The sequence below is a fragment of the Sinorhizobium sp. NFACC03 genome, from assembly GCF_900103435.1.
Taxonomy (GTDB): Bacteria; Pseudomonadota; Alphaproteobacteria; order Rhizobiales; family Rhizobiaceae; genus Ensifer.
This window is the reverse complement of the sequence record NZ_FMXF01000008.1, coordinates 144,916-166,258: the sequence shown is the minus strand read 5'-3', so window position 1 is coordinate 166,258 and position 21,343 is coordinate 144,916. Positions and strand designations below refer to the sequence as shown.

The window sequence follows — 21,343 nt, the reverse complement described above, 5'->3', positions numbered from 1 at the left end:
GTTAAATCCGTTCACGCCGATTGATGCGCCAAGCGGCTCCCGTCGAGAAGCGGCAAGTGCAAGCGGACGCGGGCCCCCTGCCACGGGCCGGCAAGGATGTCGACACGGCCACCATGCAGACGGGCGATCTCCCGTGCCAGATTGAGCCCCAAACCGGCGCCGGTGGAACGTGGACGCAAGCGATAGAAAGGCTCGAATACACGCTCGCGTTCCTCGACAGGAATTCCGGGGCCCTCGTCCTGGATTTCCAACCCGCCCGCGGCATTGACCTGCACGGTGATCGTGCCGGTGCCGCCGCCATGTTCGATGGCGTTGCGCAAGAGATTGGCGACAGCCTGCTCGATCTGGCGTGGCCGAGCGCTGACACGGGCCTCCGGCACCTCGGTTTCGAACGCCAGTTCGTAGCCTGCTTCGAACGCCAACGGCGTAAAGTCGGCGGCGGTGTTTCTCGCAAGGGCAACAAGATCGACCACTTCGAGTGCGCCACCGGCATGCTCGAGCACCTGCCGGTCGAGAAGCTGTTGGGCGAGGTGGGACAGACGCTCGATATCCAGCCTCAGGCGGGCACTTTCCGGGGCTTCCTGCAGAAGTTCGGCACGGGTTCTGAGGATCGCGATCGGGGTGCGCAATTCGTGCGCCGCGTCGGTGAGGAAACGGTTGCGCTGATCATATCCCTCGCCGAGCCGCGCCAGCGCCTTGTTGAAGGCTCGCACCAAGGGGGCGATCTCGGTCGGTACCTGTTCGGTTTCGAGCTGAACCGCGCGATTGTCGATATCGATGCGGCCGGCCTGGTCAGCGGTCGATATGAGGCTCGCCAAGGAACGCCGAACGACGGCCGGTGCCGTCACCAATGTGGTCACGCCCATGACCAGAACGATCGGCAGCAGCAAGCAGAGGATGAGCAGCGCGATCATCGGTACGACCTCGGTCCAGGTCGTCGTGCCGTCGAGGTCGCGTGCCATGTCGACATTGACGCTGATCTGCACGTCCAGCGGGCCATCGTCGCGCCGCGAAGCAACGGTCGAGGTGATGATTTGAACGCGGCCGGCGTCTGTGTCGGCGTTGTGGAGGACCGCGTCCGGCAGCGTTCCGCCATCATCGAAGAGCAGCTTCGCACCTTCCACACGTCGGAGCAGGGCGCCACCGCTTTCGCCATAGGGAGGAGGAACGTTTCCCTGTCGGAGAACCTGACCGGCGTCGTCGCGGACGATGAACCAGAGATTGGGGTGGGCCTGGCGTAGCTCGCGCAGCTCTTCGGTCTCACGGACCATCAACGCGCCGCTCGCATCGCGCCCGACGGCGCGGTCGAGAACATCCACCGCCGCTTCATTGTCGACGAGGAGGCGCGGCTGGACGATGAACAATGCCACGAAAAGCAGGCCGATAAAGACAAACAGCGTTGCCGCCTGTAGCAGAATGAGGCGGCGCACGAGCACCCATTGCAGCGAGCGGGGCCGAGCTTTCGTCATGTCGTTGCGCGCAGGAGATAGCCGAGGTTGCGGATGGCCCGGATCTCGACGCCGGCTCCGACATCATCGAGCTTCCGGCGCAGGCGCGACAGATGCGAGTCGAGCGCATTGGACTCGATCTCGTCTTCCATGGCGTAGACCGATTCCTCCAATGTCGCCCTGAGCACGGTTCGGCCCGGTCGACGCATCAAGGCTTCGAGCGCAAGACGTTCTCTGCGCAGGAGATCGAGCGGCTTGTCGTCCACGGCCGCTTCGCGGTGATGGAAGTCGTAGATCAGGCGTCCGACCTTGGTCTGTTCGGCTTTCAATGAGACGGGGCGGCGGGCGAGTGCCCGCAGCCGGGCCATCAGTTCTTCGACGGCAAACGGCTTGGACAGATAGTCGTCGGCACCGGCATCGAGCCCGGCGACGCGGTCGTTGATCGACCCCAAAGCCGTCAGCATCAATACGGGCGCGCCGACACCGAGGCCGCGCAGCTTCGGAATGAGGTCCAGGCCCTCGCCATCCGGCACACGGCGATCGAGCACGACGACGTCATAGGGCCAGAGCTCGGCGACGGCTTCGGCATCGGCCAGCGTCGCAACGTGATCGACGATCACCTGACGCCGCTCCAGCGCCGCCTTCAGGGCCGAAGCCATCTCCGGCTCGTCTTCCAGCAGCAGGATGCGCATGCCAGTTCTCCCGATTGCAGGTCTTCTTGAGCAGGTTACTCAATGAAAACATACACAAATTCAAATACCTACAACGAATTCCATCCGCCTCGCCAGTGAGGTTGAAGCCATCACTCGCATTCCAGCTTCGGCTGGCGGAAATTGGTGATGTACCAGCGGCCCTGCTGCATGCGCGCGTAGAAGGTATAGAAGCATTCCTGCTCTTCGACGTAGCCCGGCGTCGAGTATTCCTCGTAGCGCATTCCTCGGCGCGTGTCCTTGATTTCACCACTCGATGTGCCGGAGACGACATTCGTCGAGATCTTGCGCCATTGATAGGCCCGTTCGTTCCAACTGAGATCAAGAATGTTCGTCGGCGGACCGTAGTCGATGATGATGGATTCGACCGGCTGGCCGATATAGGTTTTCATGGTGTCGGAAGCGCAGCCGGCGGGGAGCAGCGCGGTAGCGGCAAAACATGCGAGGGCGCGGCGCCCTTTGCTGAAGAACATGACGGATCCCGGTTTGTCCCGCATCGCCAGGCGTCCACCCGGACGCACAAAGCCTGCGGTCGTGCTTTGACCTGCCGCATGCCCGATTGTTATTTCGGGTCGAGGCGGCGACAACCCGCTGCTAAAGGGGCAAGATTACAGGGACATTGCGGGAGGGCGGCGTGTGGCCCGCAGACAAGCCAGCGTCAGATCGCGGAGATGTTTGACGCCTGCCGGAAAAGAGCCGTGAAGCACTGGGTGGCTTCCTGACCGCGAGGCGGTGCAGCTCAGGCGGCCAGATTCGCTTCTTTCTTTGATGTGGCCGTATCGGCTGCGTAAACGAGGCCGGGCTCCACGATCCACTCGCCGGAGCGAAGCGACAACACGTCAAAGCCGCCACCCGCCAGCCGCGGAGCCACGCCGACGAAGCGATAGCAAAGGCCGCTGTCATCCCTTACCGCTTCCCGTATGGGCCTGCCGGCAAGGGAGCCGATCACGGCGCCCTCAAATGCGATATCCGCCAGAATGAAGTATTCCGTCGGCAATCGGCGGCTGGTCTTGAACCCGTTCGTGAATTTCATTGTCTTGCTCGTCGTGAGACGTTCTGGAACCGGGGAGGACCGGTGCCGAGGCGTCTATGCATTTCTCTCGTCGTTGCCACGCGGGGCGCGATGGGCGTCTACCCACCGCTGCAGCCAGGCCGCATATTGCAAAGATAACACGTACCGCATGCCGGCGATGTTCCCGGCGGCACGGCGCGTCTCAAGCCATCGAAAAGCGGCGCTAAGAAGGCGGAGCCATCGGGGTTCGCTGCGGCATTTGCGCCGCCTCCTGTTAGCTCGAACCAAGATAGGAAATCGCTTGGGAAGTCAGGCGCGGGGCATAAAGAACCCATAAAGGCTGGAGCATAGTGGCGTTTTCAGGCAGCGCCTCCGCAGTACCGCCGGAAGGTCGCGTTTCGGATCGGCTGCGTCAAAAAAATCTTGCCAACACTGTTGTATCGTTTCATTCGGCCATATTCTCGACACCGAGATTGTCGACCTCTTCCCGCAGGCTGGGACCACCCGGCGCTCACCGAGCGCCCGCTTCCGCCTCCTTTATGGGGAGGCAGGGGCGGGCGTTTTGCGCCTTTCGAGAGATCATCCACTTGTCATACGACAAACCCTCCGGGCACGTCACGAAACGTATCGTGCTGCACTTTCCGGGCTTTGAGCCCTTGGACGCCATCAGGCACCAGGCGCGCTACAAGCGATCAGCGGTGAAGACCGCCAAGCTTCAGGACTTCGAGGTCGAGGTGGGACCGGTACAGACCGAAGGGCAAAGCCGCTACTTCGATGTCGACAGTCAAGGTGCCGACTGGCAAACGTCGAGCCGCGTCTATGTTTTCGATCACGACGAAATCGTCAAAAGCCTGAACGGCCGGTCGACGCTGCGCAGAATGGTTGCGGGATATTCGAGTGCCGCGCGCGTCGTCTGGGAAGGCGGCGCATTTTCCTACTTCCGACATGCCTGGCGCTTCGGCCTGTTCTTCATTTTTCCGTTCCTGCTCGTCGCGATCGGCATTGGCCTGAGCCTGCTGATCGGCACCGCGCCCTATTGGCTTGCGCTGGAGTCTTCGCTTCTGGTCCTGAGCGCGATCGTCGCCTACGTCGCCTTCTTCAAGCTGTTTCTCCCCTGGTCGGAGAAATGGCACACCCTGCATCTCTTTTCCGATTGGGAATTGGCCGTCGCAGTCGCCAGCCTGGAAAAACCATATTTTAAACAATGGCTTGAGGAGAACTTGGCATCCGTGCGGGCAGCGCTCAACGAGCCGGCCGACGAATATGTCATCACCTCCCACAGCATGGGGTCCAGTATCGCCACTCAGGTTATCGGCACTTTGGTGGAAAGAGAGCCGAGCCTGTTGGAGGGAAAACGCATCATCTTCGTCACACTCGGCGGCGCGATCCTGCAATGTGCGCTGCTGCGCTCCGCCGAGGTCTTGCGGGCGCGCGTCGGGGCGATCGCCCGTGTGAAGGACATCTTCTGGTTCGACGTCCAATGCCTGACCGATGCGATCAATTTCTACCGGTGCCAGGTCGTGGCACTCGCCGGACACCATGATGCGCCTCAGCCGCCGATCGTCTTCATACGGCTAAAGCACATGCTTTCACCGGAACGCTATCGCAGGATCAAGCGCGACTTCCTTCGCGTTCACCGCCAATATGTGCTCGACGCCGACGTCCGCGCGCCCTTCGATTTTACGCTGATGACGGCCGGACCACTCCCGGCCGCATCATTTGCAAACCCGAACTGACGAAGGCGTCTCAGGATTTCAGCAGGGAGATCCCGCTTTCCCGATCGAAGAGGTGGAGACCATCGGGCTCGACTGCGAAGGTGACGGCGTCGCCCGGTTTCGGGCAGGCGCTGGCCTTGACCAGCGCGCCGATTTCCTTGCCGGCAAAGAGGAACGTCACCAACGCGTCATTGCCGTGAAACTCGACGAGATCGGCAATGCCTGACATGCGATTGGGGCTGGCCTCGGCGATTTTCAGATCCGCCGGCCGTATGCCGAGCACCAGCGGTTGGCCATGGCGCAGGGCGAACTTTCCATCCGAGATCGAGAAGTTACCGCCGGCACTGCGCAGCAGCCATCCGCCTTCGGTCTTCTCGGTGGCGACGTCGATGAAGTTCATGTTCGGCGTGCCGATGAAGCCGGCGACGAAGAGGGTGCGCGGGCGCTCGTAGATTTCGGCGGGTGTGCCGACCTGCTCGATCGCGCCGCCCTTCATCAGGACGATCCGGTCGGCAAGCGTCATCGCCTCCAGCTGGTCGTGGGTTACGTAGATCGTCGTGGTCTTCAGCTTCTGGTGCAGCCGTGCGATCTCAACGCGCATGTGGTTGCGAAGCTTGGCGTCGAGATTGGAAAGCGGTTCGTCGAAGAGGAAGACGCGCGGCGTTTTGATCATGGCGCGGGCGATGGCGACACGTTGCTGCTGGCCGCCCGACAATTCGGTCGGCTTGCGCGCAAGATAGGGATCGAGCCCCAGCGTCGCAGCCACAGCACGGATGCGCGTGTCGATCTCCGCCTTCGGCACCTTCATTCGCTTCAGTCCGAAGGCGATGTTGTCGTAGATCGTCATGTGCGGGTAGAGCGCGTAGTTCTGGAAAACCATGGCGACGCCGCGGTCGCGTGGCGGCAGGTCGTTGACCGTCCGCCCGCCGATCGACACGGTGCCGCCGGATATGTCTTCAAGACCGGCGATCATGCGCAGAAGTGTGGACTTGCCGCAGCCCGAAGGACCGAGAAACACGATGAACTCGTGATCGGCCACATCGAGGTTGAAATCCCTGATGACGTCGACGGCGCCATATTGCTTGTCGACGTTGGAGCAGACGATGTTCGCCATGGCTCAATCCTTCCCGCTGTCCATGAGGATCTGCAGCTTGATGTCGGTCGGCCGGGCTGATGCGGCTCGCTCGAAGGCTTTGATGCTGTCTTCGAACCGGAACGTGTCTGTGATCAGCGGCTTCAAGTCGACCTTGCCCGATGCGATCAGTTGCAGCGCACGGTCGAAGATATTGGCGTAGCGGAACACCGTTTCGATGCGGACCTCCTTCGAGATCGCGCCCGGCACGTCGAACTGGACGGCTTCGACCGGCAGACCGACCAGCACGATGGCGCCGCCCGGTCGAACGAGATCGAAGATCCCCGAAAAGGCTTTGGCACTGCCGCTTGCTTCGAACACGATGTCAGCGCCCCAGCCGCCGGTCTCGGTGGCGATGACGTCGGCAAAGGCGCGATCAGCGATGTTGACCGGGATGATGCCCGGATATTGGGCGGCGATCGCCAGCTTCTCGGCGCTGAAATCGGAGATGAAGACGCGGCTGCAGCCACCGGCAAGGGCTGCAAGCGCCACCACGATGCCGATCGGACCGCAGCCGATGACAGCGGCGATATCGCCGGGCGCGATGCGGGCGCGGGCTGCCGCCTGCATGCCGATGGCGAAAGGTTCGACCATCGCACCTTCGGCAAAGGAGACGTTATCCGGCAGCTTGTAGGTGAAGGCTGCGGGATGGACGACGAAGGGGGCGAGCACGCCGTGCACCGGCGGCGTCGCCCAGAAACGCACCTTGGGGTCGACATTGTAGATGCCGAGCTTTGAGGCGCGAGAGCTGAGATCGGGAAGACCCGGCTCCATGCAGACGCGGTCGCCGACTTGAAGCGCTTCGACATTGCTGCCGACCGCGACGACGGTGCCGGCCGCCTCGTGGCCGAGCACCATCGGTTCGCGCACGACATAGGGGCCGATGGCGCCGTGGGTGTAATAGTGCACATCGCTGCCGCAGACGCCGACCGTGTGGATGGCGATCTTGACGTCATCCGGGCCGAGTTCCAGCGGGAGATCGATCTCCCTGAGCGCGAGCTTGCCTTTTTGCTCGAGGACCAACGCTTGCATGAAGGATTTCCTTGTTTTTACTGTGTCTTGCGCTTGAAGGCGCTGTTGAGCATGCCGCTTAGGACCCCGATGAAGAGCAGCGGTGGAATGGAGAGCAGCACGACGGAGGCGTTGAGGATGCCCCAGGGCACGTCACGGCCGAGCTGGGTCAGTTCCGAGGCGACGATCGGCAGCGTCTTGGCGTCCGACGTCGTCAGCATCAGTGCGATCAGGAACTCGTTCCAGACGAGCACGAAGGCAAAGGCGACGGCGCCAATTAGCGAGCGGAGTGCGATCGGCAGCGCAATCAGGAAGAAGATCGCATAGGGACCGTAGCCATCGACGCGGGCCGCTTCCTCGACTTCCTTCGGCACCCGGGCAAAGGCCGGGACGCTGAGCCAGATAATGGTCGCGAGCGTCAGAAGCGAATAGGTGACGATCATCGACAGACGCGTGTCGTAAAGCCCGAAGTCGAGCCAGATGACCATCAGCGGAATGGCGATCGCCACCGGCGGCAGGAAACGCAGGGACAGCACGAAGAACTGGATGTCGCGGGACCAGCGGTTTGGATAACGCGCGATCGCATAGGCAGCGGGTAGGCCGAGCGCGGCACCGATCAGAACCGCAGCGCCCGATATCAGCAGCGAGTTGACGAGGCCGGCAAAGACGCTTTCACGGCCGAGCACATAGGCGAAGTTGTCGAGTGTCGGCTCGAAGATGAAGAGCGGCGTCGGCGTGACGATGTCGACGCGGTTCTTGAAGGCGTTGAGCGCCGTCCAGAACATCGGAAAGACGGCGGAGAAGGCGGCAAGGCCGAGGATCAGCCGACCGATGAGGCGGCCAAGGGTATGTGCGGTCATCACTGGACCCTCTTCCAGATGAAGGTGAAGGCGATCGAGGTGGCGATCATCATCAGCACGGCCATGCTCGAGGCATAGGAAATGCGGCCGGACTCGATGAAGCCTTGCGAAAAGGCGTACATGTCGAGTGTCTCAGTCGCGATGCCGGGGCCGCCGCGGGTCATGACATAGATCAGGTCGAAGGCGCGCAGCGACTCGATCATCTTGACGAAGGCGAGCGAGATCAGTGGCGCCTTCAGCATCGGCAGGGCGATGAAGGCGTAGATCTCCCAGGTGCGGGCGTGGTCGAGCCTTGCCGCCTCGAACGGCTGTGGCGGCAGCGTCTCCAGCAACTTCAGCACGATGACGGCGAAGAACAGGCCCCATTGCCAGACGTCGACGAGCGCGACGGTCGCAAGTGCGGTTGCCGGATTGGAGAGCAGGTCGAGCGGCTGGCCTGTGATCGCCTTGTAGGGATAGGTGGCGATGCCATAGAGCGGATGGAAGGCGAACTTCCAGACGAAGGCGGCCGAGACCCTGGGCAGGATCACGGGCACGAGGAAGAGCAGCGCCAGCAGATTGCGTGTGCGCGGCGAGACGCATTCGAACAGAAGGATGCCGAGGCCGACGGCGATCAATAGCGTCATTCCGACGGTCACCGCTTCCCAGGTCAGGGAGACGCCGATGGCGTTGATGAAACGGCGATCCGAGAGCAGGTCGATATAGTTGGCGAAGCCAATGAGGCTGCCGTCGGGGCGGCTAAGCTCGCGGTTCTGGAAGGAGATGTAGATCGCATAGGCCGTCGGCACGAGGGCGAGAACGGCGAGGATCCCCATGGCCGGGGTGAGGAACACCGCCGGCAGACTGTTTTTCTGTTTCATGTCATGACGTCCTACGGCTTGTCGCGCCGATGGTGCAGCGGTCCACCGGCGCGGCTTTTTGCCTGCCGATGGACCCTGGGAGGAACGGTGTTACTGGCTGCGGGCAACCAGGTCCTTGGCAAAGCCGTCGAGCTCGTCGAGGCCTTCCTTGATGTCGCTGCGCGTTCCGGTGATCAGCTCTTCCAGGATGATGCCCCAACGGTCGCCGAGGTCAGGCCATTGCGGGCTCTGCCAGAAATTGACGGCAGTGACCTTGCCGGTGTCGGCGAGCGCCTGGCCGAGATCGGGGCCGTAGAGCTCGGCGAATTTCGGGCTGGTCATGATGCTGGTGCGGTTGAGCTCGCTGAACTGATTGGCCTCGAGCCGCCGCGCCTCGTTTTCCTTGGAGGTCGCCCACGCGATGAAGAGACCGGCGCATGTCTTGGAGGCCTCGTCCTTGTTGGCCTTCACGCCGATCGCGAGACCATGGCCGTAGCCGCCGCCCGTCAGCGGTGCCGGAGGCGGCAGGTAGCCGACCTTGCCCGCCACCTTCGAGGATTTCGGATCGATCGCCATGCCGACGAGCGGGGTGGATTCGATGAGCATCGCCACCTGGCCGGAGGTGAAGGCGCCGACTGCCTCGTCCCAGCCGCCGGTCTGGCTGCCCGGTGCCGAGTACTTGAACAGTTCGAGATAGGTCTCGGTCGCCTTGACTGCCTGTTCGCCGTCGAAGACCGGCGTCTTGCCGTCGAACCAGTTGCCGCCGAACCCCTTGAAGAATGGCATCCAGCGCCAGACATTGGCGCCCGAGCCGCGCTGGCCGCGCAGTGCCGTGCCATAGATGCCCTGGTCCGGTTGATTGAGCTTCTTCACCGCGGCGATGTATTCGTCGAGCGTCTTCGGCGGCGCGATGCCGGCCGCTTCGAGCAGGTCCTTGCGGTAGACCATGAGGTCGCCGCCGCCGGTGATCGGCGCAAACCAGACCTTGCCGTCATAGGTCGCGACCTTCTGCCGGCCGGGATCGAAATCGGCATAGTCGTAGTCCGCAGGATAGTAGTCCATCAGCGGTGCGACCCAGCCGGCGGACGCAAAGAGCGCAACATTGGCCTCGTCGATGTAGTAGACGTTGTACTTGCCGATGGTCGAGGCGTCGGCCTTTGTCTTGGCGCGCCGGTCGTTTTCGTTGAGATAGTCGATTTCGAAAGATGCGCCGCCGGAGAGCTTCTCGAATTCGGACTTGTAGTCCTCGAGCAGCGTCAGGCCGTCGCGCGGCTGGGCCAGCACCTTGATCGTGCCCGAGCATTCGGCGGCGACCGCGACATTCGTCAGGCCGGTGGAAAGAAGGCATGCGAAGGCGATGCTCGAAACGAGCGTCTTGGTTTTTTTCATGTGAAGGACCTCCCCAAGGTCTTTGCGATACGCGCCGGAAACTCCTCAGTTCCAACGCACTCTTCCGGGTAGCGAACCGTTTCGCTGCCCACGATGATAGGCGCAATGATCCACCGAGCTAGCGCGCTCGATGCGGCCAATCTGTACTTTCTTGCGAGATTCTACCCCTGATAAGCTATTTGCAGCGCAGCAAACGCAAGGATTCATCGTCTATATTCGGGAGCCGGCCCTAAAGGCGTGCGGGACGGCGCTGTCCCGTCAGCCGCCGATAAGCTGACGGCGTCATCTTGTGCTGCCGCAGGAAGGTACGGTTGAAGTTGGAGATGTTGAGGTAGCCGACTTCGAAGCAGATGTCGGTGATCGGCATGTCGGTTTCGGCCAAAAGCTTGCACGCTTGCCAGATGCGCAGCTTGTTGACGTGGTCGGTGAAGGTGTTGCCGGTGTTCTTCTTGAAGAAGCGGGAAAAGGCCGTTTCGCTCATGCCGGCGCGCCTAGCGAGATCGGCCAGGTGGATATCGGTCGCAATGTTCTCGTAGATGAAGGCCAGAGCGCCGCGGAGCACGTCGAGCGATTGCTGGTCGAGCTCCGGCGCGAATTCCGGCGAGGAGAGCAGTTCGTATTCCTCGGTGCTGACGAGAAGATTGAGCAGCTGGATGAACAGTGAGAAGCGAGAGAACCCCTGAAGGTTGCCCATGCGCTCGATCAGTTCGGCGCCTTGTGCCCGGGTCTCTCCATGAAACACCAGGCCGCGTTCGGCGCGAGCAAAGAAGGCTTCCAGCTCAGCGAATTCAGGCAAGGCGTCGGTGATCTCGCGCATGCGATCCGGATGGAACTGGATGACGATATCGCGACCTTGGATGATTTCGTCGGGCTCGGTGACCGTCACCCAGTCATGCGGAAGATTGCTGCCGATGACGGTGACGTAGCCGGGGCCGAACTGGCCGATGTGATCGCCGACGAAGGCGAGGCCCGATGCTTTCCGGATGAGATGGATCTCGATCTCCGGATGGAAATTCCAGACGTTGCGCTCCCAGGGGTAATCGTCGAGACGCCAGAGAAACGTCTCGTTGACGCCGGTCACGATGTGCTCGAAGGTCGGCGGGTTGGTCGCAAGCGAAGCGGGCTTGGCCGGCGCGCGCCGGGAGCTTCGCGCCGTACTCATTGCCCGGTCCTCGTTCGCCCGGTCCTTCTTGGAACAGTACCGATCGTTCGTCTCCCCTTGGAGAGGTCTTTCCTAGGCGCGCTCCGCCCAGATCTTCGCCAGTTCGACGAGCGTTTTCACGCTCCGCTCCATGTCCTGCCGGCTCACCCATTCGAGCGGCGAGTGGAAGGCGTGACCGCCGGCAAAAAGGTTGGCCGAAGGCAGGCCCATGAACGACAGCCGCGAGCCGTCCGTGCCGCCGCGGATGCTGCCGCGCACCGGCTGCATGCCGGCGCGCCGGATCGCCTCGACGGCGTTCTCGACGATTTCCGGATGGCGATCGAGCACGGCCTTCATGTTGCGATACTGTTCCTTGACCTCCAAGCTGTAGGTCGAACCGGGATAGGACGTCATGACGTCCTTGACGATCGCTTCGAGCATCGCCTCCTTCTTGGCCAGCCCAGCATCGTCGAAATCGCGCACGATGAAGCCAAGCTGCGCCTTGTCCATCGAGCCGGTCACACCGGTCGGATGCACGAAGCCCTCACGGCCCTCGGTGCCTTCGGGAGACAAGTCTCGTGGCAGCCGGCTAATGATGGTGCCGGCGATCTTGATAGCGTTCTCCATCTTGTCCTTGGCGAAACCGGGATGGATGGCAACGCCCTGGATAATAATCTCGACGCCATCGGCGGAAAAGGTCTCATCCTCGATATGCCCGGCTGTCTCACCGTCGACGGTATAGGCAAATTCGGCACCGAGCTTTTTAAGGTCGACCTTGTCGACGCCGCGGCCGATCTCCTCGTCGGTGGTGAACAACAGCTTGATCGTGCCGTGCTTGATATCGGGGTTGTCGACGAGCATCTGCGCCGCCGTGACGATCTCGGCAAGGCCGGCCTTGTCGTCGGCGCCGAGCAGCGTCGTGCCGTCTGTCGTGACGATGTCGTTGCCGATCTGGTCGTTCAAAACCGGATGATCGGCGACGCGGATGACCTGCTGCGGGTCGCCCTTTAGCCGGATGTCGCCGCCCTGGTAATTGCTGAGGATCTGCGGTTTGACGTTGGTGCCGGTGAAGTCAGGGGCCGTGTCCATATGCGAGCACCAGCAGATGACCGGCACAGGCTTGTCCACATTTGAAGGAATGGTGGCGTAGACATAACCGTTTTCGTCGAGATGCGCGTCGGAAAGACCGATCACCAGCAATTCCTCGACGAGCACACGGCCGAGGTTCTTCTGCTTCTCCGTGGAAGGCTGCGTCTTCGACTTCGGGTCGGACTGGGTGTCGATGACGACGTAACGAAGGAAGCGGTCGAGAACGGTATCGGTCATGAGCGGGATCCAATGCTGGTGGGCGTGGATTCGCTATACTCCCAGACCGGGACGAGGGCCAGACCGGGAGTAGGGAAAGTGCGTGGCCGCCCATCCTTGAGGACCGCCACGTCTGCTCGCCGGATATCAGCCTCTTGAAGCACGCGCATTAGCAGCGCTACATCAGTACGTCTTGCCGGCCTGTCCCTCGGGTGCTGCCTCGTTCTTGGTTCCTTTAAACTCCGCGGCCAGCTTGGATGTCGCAGCGACCAGCAGGCTGACGTCGTTACCGACCGCGACGAAGGTTGCGCCAAGTTCAAGGTAGCGGCGTGCGAGCGCCTGGTCGGAGGTGAGAATGCCGGCCGCTTTTCCGCGCGACTGGACGCGCAGCAGCGCCGCTTCGACTGCCTCTTGTACTTCCGGCGCGCCGGGCTTGCCGAGGAAACCCATATCGGCAGCAAGGTCGGCCGGGCCGATGAAGATGCCGTCGACGCCATCGATCGTGGCGATCTCGTCGAGGGCGGCAAGGCCGGCGCGGCTTTCGATCTGCAGCAGCAGGCAGATCTCGTCATTGGCCGTCTGCAGGTAATCCGGGATGCGGTTGAAGGCGGACGCCCGCGCAAGGGCCGCGCCGACACCGCGCACACCGTTGGGCGGATAGCGCACGGCGCGCACCAGCGCGCGAGCCTGTTCGGCGCTTTCGACCATCGGTATCAGCAGCGTCTGTGCGCCGATATCGAGGATCTGCTTGATCATCCAGGTTTCGCCGATCGGCGGCCGGACGATGGCGTGGCTTGGCGAGGCTGCGAGCGCCTGAAGCTGTGCCGCCAGAAGCGGCACGTCGTTCGGGGCGTGCTCGGCATCGAGCAGCAGCCAGTCGAAGCCGGCGCCGCCACAGACCTCCGCGGTATAGGGATTGGCGAGCGCCAGCCAGAGCCCGATCTGCGTGCGTTTCTCGGCCAGAGCCTGTTTGAACGGATTGCGGGGAGCGGGCATGGTCGTTCCTATTCGAAGAAGCAGCTGACGGTGCCGGATGGTCCGAAATCGGCGACGATGGTATCGCCATGGCGGGCCTCGACCGGGCGGATGAAGGAACCGGCAAGCACGATCTGGCCGGCCTCGAGCCGGTCCCCGTAAAGCGAGAGACGATTGGCGAGCCAGGCGATGCCGCGGGCCGGATGGTTGAGCACGCCAGCGCCGAGCCCCGTCTCCTCCACCTCGGCGTTGCGCGAGACGATTGCGCCCATCCAGCGCATGTCGACAGCGTCGGGCCGCATCTGCCGGCCGCCGAGCACGATGCCGGCATTGGCGGCGTTATCGGAGATGGTATCGACGATAGTGCGTGCCTTCTTGGTTTCCGGATCGACGCGCAGGATGCGGGTGTCGAGGATTTCGAGCGCCGGCGTCACGTAATCCGTCGCATTCAGCACGTCGAAAACCGTGACGTTGGGGCCGGTAAGCGGCGCCTTCATCACGAACGCGATCTCGGCCTCGATGCGCGGCTGGATGAAGCGGGTGCCGGGGATGCGCGCACCGTCCTCGAACAGCATGTCGTCGAACAGCACGCCGGAATCGGGAATGTCGATGTTGAGCGCATATTGCATCGCCTTCGAGGTGAGGCCGATCTTCCAGCCGATCACCCGGCGCCCTGCGGCAATCTTATGCTTCACCCAGGCGGCCTGCACCGCATAGGCGTCATCCATGGTCATCTCAGGGTGCTTGAGCGAGAGCAGGCCGGTCTGGACACGCTCTTTTTCGGCGCTGTCGAGCGCGGTAGCCGCTGCCTCGATGTCGGTCTTGTTGAGCATAGGTCAGGCCTCGTCTGCGATCGGGTTGATGAGCGTGCCGATGCCTTCGGCCTCGACCGTGACAATATCGCCGGGCTTCAGCCAGACCGGCGGGTCGAAGCGGGCGCCCGCGCCGGTCGGGGTGCCGGTGACGATGACATCGCCGGGAACCAGCGTCGTAAAGGTCGAGACGTAGTTGATGATCTTGCGAAAGGAGAAGATCATCCGGCTGGTGCGGTCCTGCTGCCGCACCTCGCCGTTTACCCGCGTTTCGAGCCTGATATCGGCAAGCTGGGCTTCATCGGTGAAGGGCACCAGCCAGGGGCCGATCGAGCCGGTTCGGTCGAAGTTCTTGCCCTGCGTGACGTTGAACTTGGCGTGGCGTACCCAGTCGCGGATCGTGCCCTCATTGCAGAGCGAAAGAGCCGCGATGTGGTCGAGTGCTGACGCCTCCGGAATACGACGGCCGCCCTTGCCGATGACGATGACGATCTCGCCTTCATAATCGAGCTGCGGGCTTTCCGGCGGGCGGATCAGCGGCTGCCCGTGCCCGGTAAACGAGCGCGGGAAGCGGATGAACAGCGACGGGTTGGAGGGGGCCGCCTGGCCGTCTTTGTACTCTTCGTTGCGGTCGGGGAAGTTGACGCCGACGCAGATGATTTTTTCCGGCGCCGGCACCGGGATCTCAAAGCGGATGTCATCGAGCGAAATGTCTGCCGGCAGCCCGCCTGCCTCGTCGGCAAGGCGAACGAGCGCGCTTGCTTCGATCACCTCGCGCAACGTCGGCCAGGTCGACGCATATCGCTTGGAAAGATCGATCAAACCACTTCCGGAAACGAGGCCGTAGCCCCGTCTTTCGCCGGCTGAAAAGGTGACAAGTCGGGGGTGGGTCATAGGGCGGCTTTCGTTCCGTTCCGATGTTTGTTCAGCGCACCGGCGACTTCGGTGATGACCTCGAAGGCGGTGTCGGCATCCTTTTCCGTCATGTCGAACTGACCAGCCTGGAACCGGATCGCAACGTGGCCGTCGACGCGGGTTTGCGTCAGGTAGATACGGCCGTCGTCGTTGATCGCGTTGACCAGAGCGATGTTGTGGGCGTCCGAATTCCCTTGACTGCGGTGGCGAAACGAGAACAGCGACAGCATGGGTTGAGTGACGATCTCGAAATCCCTGTGTTCGGCGAGCCGCTCCGCGAGCTGCTCGGACCAGCGCACGTGATTGCGGATCATCGTCTGCAGACCGGCGAGCCCGTGGAACCGCAAGAGGAACCAGAGTTTCAGCGCCCGGAAGCGCCGGCCAAGCGGGATCGTCCATTCCGAATAGTTGATGATGCCGTCGCGGCCATGGGTCTTCAGATATTCCGGCTGGATCGCCAGCGTCTTCACCAGATCATCGGGGCTGCGGATGAAATGCGCCGAGCAGTCGAACTGGGCGCCCAGCCATTTGTGCGGGTTGAAGACGATCGAATCCGCCGTCTCGACGCCGGCCCAGAGTTCGCGAAACTCTTCACAGATCATCGCGGCCCCGGCCCAGGCGGCGTCGACATGGGCGTAAAGACCATGGGCATGCGCCACCCGCACCACCTCGGCGATGTCGTCGCAGGCGCCCGTACTCGTCCCGCCGGTGCAGGCGATCACGCCGGCCGGGAGCAGTCCCGCCGCCTTGTCCCTCAGGATGGCCGCTTCCAGCGCGCTCACATCCATCGCGCGTCGCGACCCCTTGGCCGGGATGCGTACGAGATTTTCCTCGCCAATGCCCGACACCCAGATCGCCCGGTCGATCGACGTGTGAACCTGATCGGAGGAGTAGATGCGAAGTTGCTGCTGGCCGGCGAGGCCCTTCTTGTTTCCCTGCCAGCCGAGCGCCTTTTCGCGCATGACAAGGACGGCCGAGAGCGTCGCCGAGGAGGCCGAGTCCTGGATCACCCCGGAGAACCCCTCCGGCAGGCCGATCGCCTGGCGCAGCCAGTCGAGCACTTTCGTTTCGAGCTCGGTCGCCGCCGGCGAGGTCTGCCAGAGCATGCATTGCGCCGCCATGGCGGTGACGAGGTATTCCGCGACGACCGAGACCGGTGCGGCATTCGCCGGGAAATAGGCGAAGAAGCGCGGATGCTGCCAATGGGTCATGCCGGGCAGGATGATCTTCTCGAAGTCCTCGAAGATCGCTTGCATGTCCTCGCCCGTCTGCGGCGGCCGCGACGGTATCTGGGCGGCAATTGCACCCGGCGCCGTCTGGGCCCGCACCGGCCGGTCGCGCAACGATGCGCGATAGTCGGCACCCCATTGCGCTGCCTTCAGCGACCATTCGCCGAAACTCTTCTGATCCATCTGCTTCCTCCCGTCCTGCTCTCTTGGCCCTACCCGATCCCTGTTGCCAACTGTCAGGGCGCGATGATCGGTTGGGCTTTCAGGATCGAGTCTCGGATATCGGCTCCGGCAAAGACGCTGCCTTCCTCGAACCAGGATTTCGGCGCCGGCGCGCCCCAGAGCGTCTGGCGCTGCGGGTCCTTCAGGTCCCATTTGATCGGCTCGAGATCCGGGTCGACCGTCTGGTAGTCCGAGCAATAGATCTCGATGCGGTGGCCGTCCGGATCGCGCACATAGAGGAAGAAGGCATTGGAGATGCCGTGTCGGCCGGGGCCGCGCTCGATATTGGCGAGCCAGCCGGAGGTCGACATCAGGTCGAGCAGGTCGATGATGTTGAGCGGCGTCGGCACCCAGAAGGCGGTATGATGCAGGCGCGGTCCGCGGCCATTGGTAAAGGCGATGTCGTGCACGCCGCCCTTGCGATGGGTCCAGGCGGCCCAGAGCCGTCCAGTCTCCTCGTCGGCGGTGTATTCCGTCACCCGGAAGCCGATCTCGTTGTAGAAGGCGACGGCCTGGTCGACATCCGGCGAGAAGCAGTTGAAGTGGTCGATGCGCAACGGCTTCACGCCGCGATAAAGCGCATACTTCTGGTGGATCGGCGGCAGGCGGTCCATCTTCGAATAGAATTCGAGCGGGATGCCCTGTGGGTCGCGGGTGCGGAAGGTCCGCGACTGGTAGGGGCGTTCGATCCACTCGACCGGCAGGTCCTTGGCCCCAAAGAAATGCGCGGCCTTTTCGAGATCCTCCTCGCCATAGACCTTGAACCCCAGGTCGCGGGCCTCGGCAGTCGCCGCCTTCTTCAGGATGATGCAATGGTGGCCGCGCTCCTCCATGGCGCGCAGATAGATTGTGTCCGCCGTCTCGTCGGTGACCTGCAGGCCAAGCACGTCCACATAGAAGGCGCGCGATTTGGCGAGGTCGGTGACGGCGAGTTCCACATGGCTCAACCGCACGATGTTGAAGGGCGGATAGAGGTTCGGTTTCGGCAAGGGCATTGATGTCTCCTCCAGATTTTTCTGCCAGCGCGCTCAGCCGCCGAGCTTGGCGATCGCATGCGCCGAGCTGGCAAAGGCGATATTCTTGGTTTCCATGTAAAAATCGAACGACCAGTCGCCGCCGTCGCGGCCGATCCCTGAGCTCTTGACGCCGCCGAAGGGGGTCGGCAGGTGGCGTACGTTCTCAGAGTTCACCCAGATCATCCCGGCTTCGAGATGATCGGTGAAGCGGAAGGCGCGGGTGACGTCAGAGGTCCAGAGATAGCCGGTCAGGCCATATTGTACGTCGTTGGCCAGCGCCAGCGCGTCTGCCTCGTCCTTGAACGGGATCGCCGTCAGCACCGGCCCGAAGATTTCTTCCTGAGCGATGCGCATCGCGTTGTTGGCGCCCGTGAAGAGCGTCGGGGTGACGTAGCAGCCGCCGCCGGGACCATCGAATTTTTCGCCGCCGGCAGCAACGATAGCACCTTCCTCGCGGCCGATGCGAATGTAATCGAGCACCTTCTTCTCGTGCACCGGATGGATGAGCGGGCCGACGACGGTTTCCGGATCGAGCGGATGACCGACCTTGATGCGCTTCGCCTTTTCGGCGACGAGCGCGGTGAAGCGCTCGTAGATGCTGTTCTCGACCAGCAGGCGCGAAGACGAGGTGCAGCGTTCGCCGTTTAGCGAGTAGATCATGAAGACCGCCGCATCGGCAGCGCGTTCGAGATCGGCATCGGCAAAGACGATCACCGGGTTCTTGCCGCCGAGTTCGAAATGAACCCGCTTCAGCGTCTCGGCACCCTGCTTCATGATCATCGAGCCGGTGCGGCTCTCGCCGACGAAGCCGATCGCCTTGATATCGGGGTGCTCGGTGAGCGCCCGTCCGGCATCCTCGCCGAAGCCGTTGACGAGGTTCCATACGCCCTTCGGCAGGCCCGCTTCTTCGGCGATCTCGACCAGCAGCCGCGCCGTCAGCGGCGAGAATTCCGCCGGCTTGTGCACGACCGTGCAGCCGGCGGCAAGCGCAGGCGCAATCTTCCAGGTCGACAGCATGAACGGCGTGTTCCAGGGGGTGATGATACCGACCGGGCCGATCGGCACGCGTGTCGTCATGTTGATCTGATTGCCGCCACGCAGCACCTTGCCGTCGCGCGCTTCAGGCGCCCGGTCGGCGAAAAAGCGGAAGTTCTCGGCACCGCGCAACGCCGCCTTGGCCATGAATTTCAGCGATTGTCCGGTGTCCATGCACTCGACAAAGGCGATCTCTTCGGCGCGGGCAACGATCGCGTCGGCAATCTTGTGAAGCAATTTCTTACGCGTTTCGCCGGGCATAGCGGCCCATTCGGCGAAAGCAGCCTTCGCGGCTTTTGCCGCCCGGTCGATGTCCGAGGCCTTGCCACGGGCGATTTTTGCGAGCGGTTTCAGATCAACCGGCGAGATCGTCTCGAAGGTCTCGCCGTCAAGTGCCGGAACGGCTTCGCCGTTGATATGGTTCAGCACACCTCCGCTCTTGAAGCGGGCGAGGTAGTGTTCCGCCTTGGCGAGGTTTTCATCGAGCTTGGACATGGTGTTCTCCGATGCTGGCGCAGACTTTCGCCGCGTGCTGCTGTGCTTTGGGGAGGGGCTGCGCCTAGCCTTTGGTGGCGCGCAGCCGGGCGTGAATGGCGTTCTTTTTCCAGCTCAGATCCGGGTCGATCTCCCGGATCTCCAGGCTGAGAGCGAAATGCGGCGCCTCGAAAAGCATCGCGAGTTCATCGCTGACGGCCTTGAAAATGGCTTCCCCAGTCGCCTTCTTCTCGGCTTCGCTGCGGCCGCGACCGATGCGGAAGGACAGGTCGATGAAGCCATTTTCCGGCAAAAGGTCGGCGATCGCATAATCGGCGCTGCGGATCGTGCGCACCCTGATGGCGCCGAGCTCGAAAAGGCCGGTGCCGAGGATCGTCTTGTGGACGGTCCGGCAAAGCCGGGCGAAGTCGACGCGGTCGTCGAGATTGCCCGAGTATTCGATTGTCAGGTGCGGCATCTTTCCTCCCGATGCGCTCTCATATATTTAACACGTTAACGAAATCGATGGCGGTGTCAAGAAGCTCGAAGTCTCTGTTCGCGCCTGCCAATTGCAGAACGAAAGAAAATGTCCGATAGAACGCTCATGAGCCGCGAGAAAACCACTGCTGACCTTGGCCACGACGCCCTTTTGCCGCACAACACCCGCCGTTCGCTCCCGATTGCCCTGTTGCGGGCACGCGAAGCGGTCATGGCGCATTTCCGGCCGATGCTGGCGCGCCACGACATCACCGAGCAGCAATGGCGGGTGATCCGTATCCTGGCGGAAGCCGGCCGGGTCGATGCGTCGGAAATGGCCGACAAGGCCTTCATCCTGGCGCCGAGCCTCACTCGCATCATCCGCTCGCTCGAGGAGCGCGGCCTGATCACCAAGCACAAGGATGCCGACGACGGCCGGCGCGTCCTCCTGGAGATTGCACCCGAGGGCATGCGGGTGATCGCCGACGTCAGCCCCGAGAGCCGGGCGATCTACGAGGACCTCGAAACCCGCTACGGTCGTGAACGCGTCGAAGTCCTGCTCGACATGCTGGACGAACTGGCCAGCCTCAACGACTGAGCGTTTTTGGCTCTCGGTCATCATGTGAAGCCCAGCTCTTTGGTAAGCGCCAGAGCCTCGTCGGCGTAGCGCAGGACACGCTCGCGGGCGCCCGGCAGTTCCGGCCGCGCCGAGAACCAGCCGATATAGGTGAGACTGCGAAGCACAAGAAACAGCGGCAGGCTGGACAGCGTCTCGGCGCTGAGCGCGCGCCGGCTGCGATAGCCGGCAATCAAGGCCGCCTCTATCCTCCCGTAAGCCGGCTCGCGCCGATTCTTCAGCAGGGTGGTGGCGATGTCGAACAGGCGAAAGCCGTAACCCGCGTCGTCGAAATCGATGAGTTTGACGCCCGCCTCGCCGACCAGCACATTTTCTCGAACGAGGTCCGCATGGATCAACCCGAAATCCTTAGCCGGAGTCGGCAGAGTTGCGAGGTGTCGCCTGAGGTCACCGCGCAAAGCCGATAGCACCATGGCTTGGGCCGGCGATAGGCCCTCGCAATCCCAGAAGCGCCCCCACAACGGACGATCCCCAAGCAGGCCGTCCTCATCCCAGGTCGGACGCCAAAAGCCCTCGGTCGGCGTCCAGCGATCGGCGAGGTTATGCATCTCGGCCATGGAGGCGCCGAGCGCCGAGAAGATCTCGACGAGCCTCTCGGGTGAGTGGGACAGCGGTTTACCGCTTTCGCCCAACGGCTCTCCATCCATCCAGTTGATCACATCGGCATGCTGTGCGGCAAACGCGCCACCTTCAGGCAGGGCGACAAGCAAGCGCCCGTCCGTCGTCGCGATCGGTTGCGGCACCGCGAGACCGCTGTTGCCGAGTGCTGCCATCCATTGCAGTTCCGAGTGCAGTGCCGCCGCACTGTGATAGCCGGCGCGGTGCAGCCGCAGCGCCGCCGGGCGACCATCGGCCAGGTGGACGCGAAACACCGCGTTTTCCCGGTACTTCAGCAACTCCGGCTCTTGGCCAGCAATGCCCCAATGGGCAAGTGCCTGGCGCGCCCGGTTGTCGAGCGCGTCACGAAAGGGTTTGGGCAGCGCCGACAT

21 protein-coding genes are annotated in these 21,343 nt (G+C 62.7%); 2 read left to right on the top strand and 19 right to left on the bottom strand.

All coding sequences use genetic code 11. The annotated features are described in order from the left end of the window. Positions 1-11: 11 nt before the first annotated feature. From BLU35_RS13645 to BLU35_RS13630, 4 genes are all read right to left on the bottom strand, one after another. Positions 12-1,469, bottom strand: a complete 1,458-nt coding sequence (locus BLU35_RS13645) for a sensor histidine kinase (protein WP_093233417.1) — start codon at positions 1,467-1,469, stop codon at positions 12-14. Then, positions 1,466-2,140 (bottom strand): response regulator transcription factor, encoded by a 675-nt coding sequence (locus BLU35_RS13640; protein ID WP_057251246.1) that lies wholly within the window; start codon positions 2,138-2,140, stop codon positions 1,466-1,468. Before BLU35_RS13640 ends, BLU35_RS13645 begins: the two co-directional genes overlap by 4 nt. Positions 2,141-2,250: 110 nt before the next feature. Further along, positions 2,251-2,655, bottom strand: a complete 405-nt coding sequence (locus BLU35_RS13635) for a hypothetical protein (protein ID WP_502688153.1) — start codon at positions 2,653-2,655, stop codon at positions 2,251-2,253. 242 nt (positions 2,656-2,897) lie between these two features. Then, positions 2,898-3,191 (bottom strand): hypothetical protein, encoded by a 294-nt coding sequence (locus BLU35_RS13630; protein WP_093233415.1) that lies wholly within the window; start codon positions 3,189-3,191, stop codon positions 2,898-2,900. 566 nt (positions 3,192-3,757) lie between these two features. Between BLU35_RS13630 and BLU35_RS13625 the strand changes: the two genes are divergently transcribed. Beyond that, positions 3,758-4,906, top strand: a complete 1,149-nt coding sequence (locus BLU35_RS13625; RefSeq protein WP_093233414.1) for a hypothetical protein — start codon at positions 3,758-3,760, stop codon at positions 4,904-4,906. Positions 4,907-4,916: 10 nt separating this feature from the next. Here BLU35_RS13625 and BLU35_RS13620 read toward each other — a convergent pair whose 3' ends face one another. The 14 genes from BLU35_RS13620 to BLU35_RS13555 all read right to left on the bottom strand — a co-directional run bounded on the left by BLU35_RS13620 (position 4,917) and on the right by BLU35_RS13555 (position 19,718). Further along, positions 4,917-5,999 carry an ABC transporter ATP-binding protein gene (locus BLU35_RS13620; RefSeq protein ID WP_093233413.1) on the bottom strand — a complete coding sequence of 361 codons (1,083 nt, stop codon included), beginning with the start codon at positions 5,997-5,999 and terminating at the stop codon, positions 4,917-4,919. Between the two features lie 3 nt (positions 6,000-6,002). Further along, on the bottom strand, positions 6,003-7,049 hold the full coding sequence (locus BLU35_RS13615) for an NAD(P)-dependent alcohol dehydrogenase (protein WP_093233412.1): 1,047 nt from the start codon (positions 7,047-7,049) through the stop codon (positions 6,003-6,005). A 17-nt stretch (positions 7,050-7,066) separates the two neighbouring features. Continuing rightward, positions 7,067-7,888 (bottom strand): carbohydrate ABC transporter permease, encoded by an 822-nt coding sequence (locus BLU35_RS13610; protein WP_058322702.1) that lies wholly within the window; start codon positions 7,886-7,888, stop codon positions 7,067-7,069. After that, complete coding sequence (locus BLU35_RS13605; protein ID WP_093233411.1) at positions 7,888-8,748, bottom strand: carbohydrate ABC transporter permease; 861 nt, start codon at positions 8,746-8,748, stop codon at positions 7,888-7,890. Before BLU35_RS13605 ends, BLU35_RS13610 begins: the two co-directional genes overlap by 1 nt. A gap of 90 nt (positions 8,749-8,838) precedes the next feature. Further along, positions 8,839-10,116, bottom strand: a complete 1,278-nt coding sequence (locus BLU35_RS13600) for an ABC transporter substrate-binding protein (RefSeq protein ID WP_093233410.1) — start codon at positions 10,114-10,116, stop codon at positions 8,839-8,841. A 229-nt stretch (positions 10,117-10,345) separates the two neighbouring features. Beyond that, complete coding sequence (locus BLU35_RS13595; RefSeq protein WP_058327622.1) at positions 10,346-11,278, bottom strand: helix-turn-helix domain-containing protein; 933 nt, start codon at positions 11,276-11,278, stop codon at positions 10,346-10,348. Between the two features lie 72 nt (positions 11,279-11,350). After that, entirely contained in the window at positions 11,351-12,583 is a 1,233-nt protein-coding gene (gene pepT / locus BLU35_RS13590; protein ID WP_093233409.1) for a peptidase T, read from the bottom strand. A gap of 162 nt (positions 12,584-12,745) precedes the next feature. Next, complete coding sequence (hpaI, locus tag BLU35_RS13585; RefSeq protein WP_093233408.1) at positions 12,746-13,558, bottom strand: 4-hydroxy-2-oxoheptanedioate aldolase; 813 nt, start codon at positions 13,556-13,558, stop codon at positions 12,746-12,748. A gap of 8 nt (positions 13,559-13,566) precedes the next feature. Continuing rightward, complete coding sequence (gene hpaH / locus BLU35_RS13580; protein ID WP_093233407.1) at positions 13,567-14,370, bottom strand: 2-oxo-hept-4-ene-1,7-dioate hydratase; 804 nt, start codon at positions 14,368-14,370, stop codon at positions 13,567-13,569. A gap of 3 nt (positions 14,371-14,373) precedes the next feature. Then, positions 14,374-15,243 carry a fumarylacetoacetate hydrolase family protein gene (locus BLU35_RS13575; RefSeq protein WP_093233406.1) on the bottom strand — a complete coding sequence of 290 codons (870 nt, stop codon included), beginning with the start codon at positions 15,241-15,243 and terminating at the stop codon, positions 14,374-14,376. After that, positions 15,240-16,676, bottom strand: a complete 1,437-nt coding sequence (locus BLU35_RS13570; RefSeq protein WP_093233405.1) for a pyridoxal phosphate-dependent decarboxylase family protein — start codon at positions 16,674-16,676, stop codon at positions 15,240-15,242. The genes BLU35_RS13575 and BLU35_RS13570 overlap by 4 nt, the downstream gene beginning before the upstream one ends. A 53-nt stretch (positions 16,677-16,729) precedes the next feature. After that, positions 16,730-17,710: a 3,4-dihydroxyphenylacetate 2,3-dioxygenase gene (gene hpaD / locus BLU35_RS13565; RefSeq protein ID WP_093233404.1), complete on the bottom strand. Its 981-nt coding sequence runs from the start codon at positions 17,708-17,710 to the stop codon at positions 16,730-16,732. Between the two features lie 33 nt (positions 17,711-17,743). Beyond that, entirely contained in the window at positions 17,744-19,261 is a 1,518-nt protein-coding gene (gene hpaE / locus BLU35_RS13560; protein WP_093233403.1) for a 5-carboxymethyl-2-hydroxymuconate semialdehyde dehydrogenase, read from the bottom strand. 64 nt (positions 19,262-19,325) lie between these two features. Beyond that, positions 19,326-19,718 (bottom strand): 5-carboxymethyl-2-hydroxymuconate Delta-isomerase, encoded by a 393-nt coding sequence (locus BLU35_RS13555; protein ID WP_093233402.1) that lies wholly within the window; start codon positions 19,716-19,718, stop codon positions 19,326-19,328. A gap of 108 nt (positions 19,719-19,826) precedes the next feature. Between BLU35_RS13555 and hpaR the strand changes: the two genes are divergently transcribed. Continuing rightward, complete coding sequence (gene hpaR, locus BLU35_RS13550; RefSeq protein WP_058322713.1) at positions 19,827-20,315, top strand: homoprotocatechuate degradation operon regulator HpaR; 489 nt, start codon at positions 19,827-19,829, stop codon at positions 20,313-20,315. 20 nt (positions 20,316-20,335) lie between these two features. Here hpaR and BLU35_RS13545 read toward each other — a convergent pair whose 3' ends face one another. Then, positions 20,336-21,343 (bottom strand): phosphotransferase, encoded by a 1,008-nt coding sequence (locus BLU35_RS13545; protein ID WP_093233401.1) that lies wholly within the window; start codon positions 21,341-21,343, stop codon positions 20,336-20,338.

Bases quoted from the DNA above. Each gene is read 5' to 3' on its own strand.
- BLU35_RS13610 (WP_058322702.1), bottom strand. From the start codon at position 7,888: ATGACCGCACATACCCTTGGCCGCCTCATCGGTCGGCTGATCCTCGGC.
- BLU35_RS13635 (WP_502688153.1), bottom strand. From the start codon at position 2,655: ATGCGGGACAAACCGGGATCCGTCATGTTCTTCAGCAAAGGGCGCCGC.
- BLU35_RS13595 (WP_058327622.1), bottom strand. From the start codon at position 11,278: ATGAGTACGGCGCGAAGCTCCCGGCGCGCGCCGGCCAAGCCCGCTTCG.
- hpaD (WP_093233404.1), bottom strand. From the start codon at position 17,710: ATGCCCTTGCCGAAACCGAACCTCTATCCGCCCTTCAACATCGTGCGG.
- BLU35_RS13630 (WP_093233415.1), bottom strand. From the start codon at position 3,191: ATGAAATTCACGAACGGGTTCAAGACCAGCCGCCGATTGCCGACGGAA.
- BLU35_RS13615 (WP_093233412.1), bottom strand. From the start codon at position 7,049: ATGCAAGCGTTGGTCCTCGAGCAAAAAGGCAAGCTCGCGCTCAGGGAG.
- hpaI (WP_093233408.1), bottom strand. From the start codon at position 13,558: ATGCCCGCTCCCCGCAATCCGTTCAAACAGGCTCTGGCCGAGAAACGC.
- BLU35_RS13605 (WP_093233411.1), bottom strand. From the start codon at position 8,748: ATGAAACAGAAAAACAGTCTGCCGGCGGTGTTCCTCACCCCGGCCATG.
- hpaH (WP_093233407.1), bottom strand. From the start codon at position 14,370: ATGCTCAACAAGACCGACATCGAGGCAGCGGCTACCGCGCTCGACAGC.
- BLU35_RS13640 (WP_057251246.1), bottom strand. From the start codon at position 2,140: ATGCGCATCCTGCTGCTGGAAGACGAGCCGGAGATGGCTTCGGCCCTG.
- BLU35_RS13645 (WP_093233417.1), bottom strand. From the start codon at position 1,469: ATGACGAAAGCTCGGCCCCGCTCGCTGCAATGGGTGCTCGTGCGCCGC.
- BLU35_RS13575 (WP_093233406.1), bottom strand. From the start codon at position 15,243: ATGACCCACCCCCGACTTGTCACCTTTTCAGCCGGCGAAAGACGGGGC.
- BLU35_RS13570 (WP_093233405.1), bottom strand. From the start codon at position 16,676: ATGGATCAGAAGAGTTTCGGCGAATGGTCGCTGAAGGCAGCGCAATGG.
- BLU35_RS13555 (WP_093233402.1), bottom strand. From the start codon at position 19,718: ATGCCGCACCTGACAATCGAATACTCGGGCAATCTCGACGACCGCGTC.
- hpaR (WP_058322713.1), top strand. From the start codon at position 19,827: ATGTCCGATAGAACGCTCATGAGCCGCGAGAAAACCACTGCTGACCTT.
- BLU35_RS13620 (WP_093233413.1), bottom strand. From the start codon at position 5,999: ATGGCGAACATCGTCTGCTCCAACGTCGACAAGCAATATGGCGCCGTC.
- BLU35_RS13600 (WP_093233410.1), bottom strand. From the start codon at position 10,116: ATGAAAAAAACCAAGACGCTCGTTTCGAGCATCGCCTTCGCATGCCTT.
- BLU35_RS13545 (WP_093233401.1), bottom strand. From the start codon at position 21,343: ATGTCGGCGCTGCCCAAACCCTTTCGTGACGCGCTCGACAACCGGGCG.
- pepT (WP_093233409.1), bottom strand. From the start codon at position 12,583: ATGACCGATACCGTTCTCGACCGCTTCCTTCGTTACGTCGTCATCGAC.
- hpaE (WP_093233403.1), bottom strand. From the start codon at position 19,261: ATGTCCAAGCTCGATGAAAACCTCGCCAAGGCGGAACACTACCTCGCC.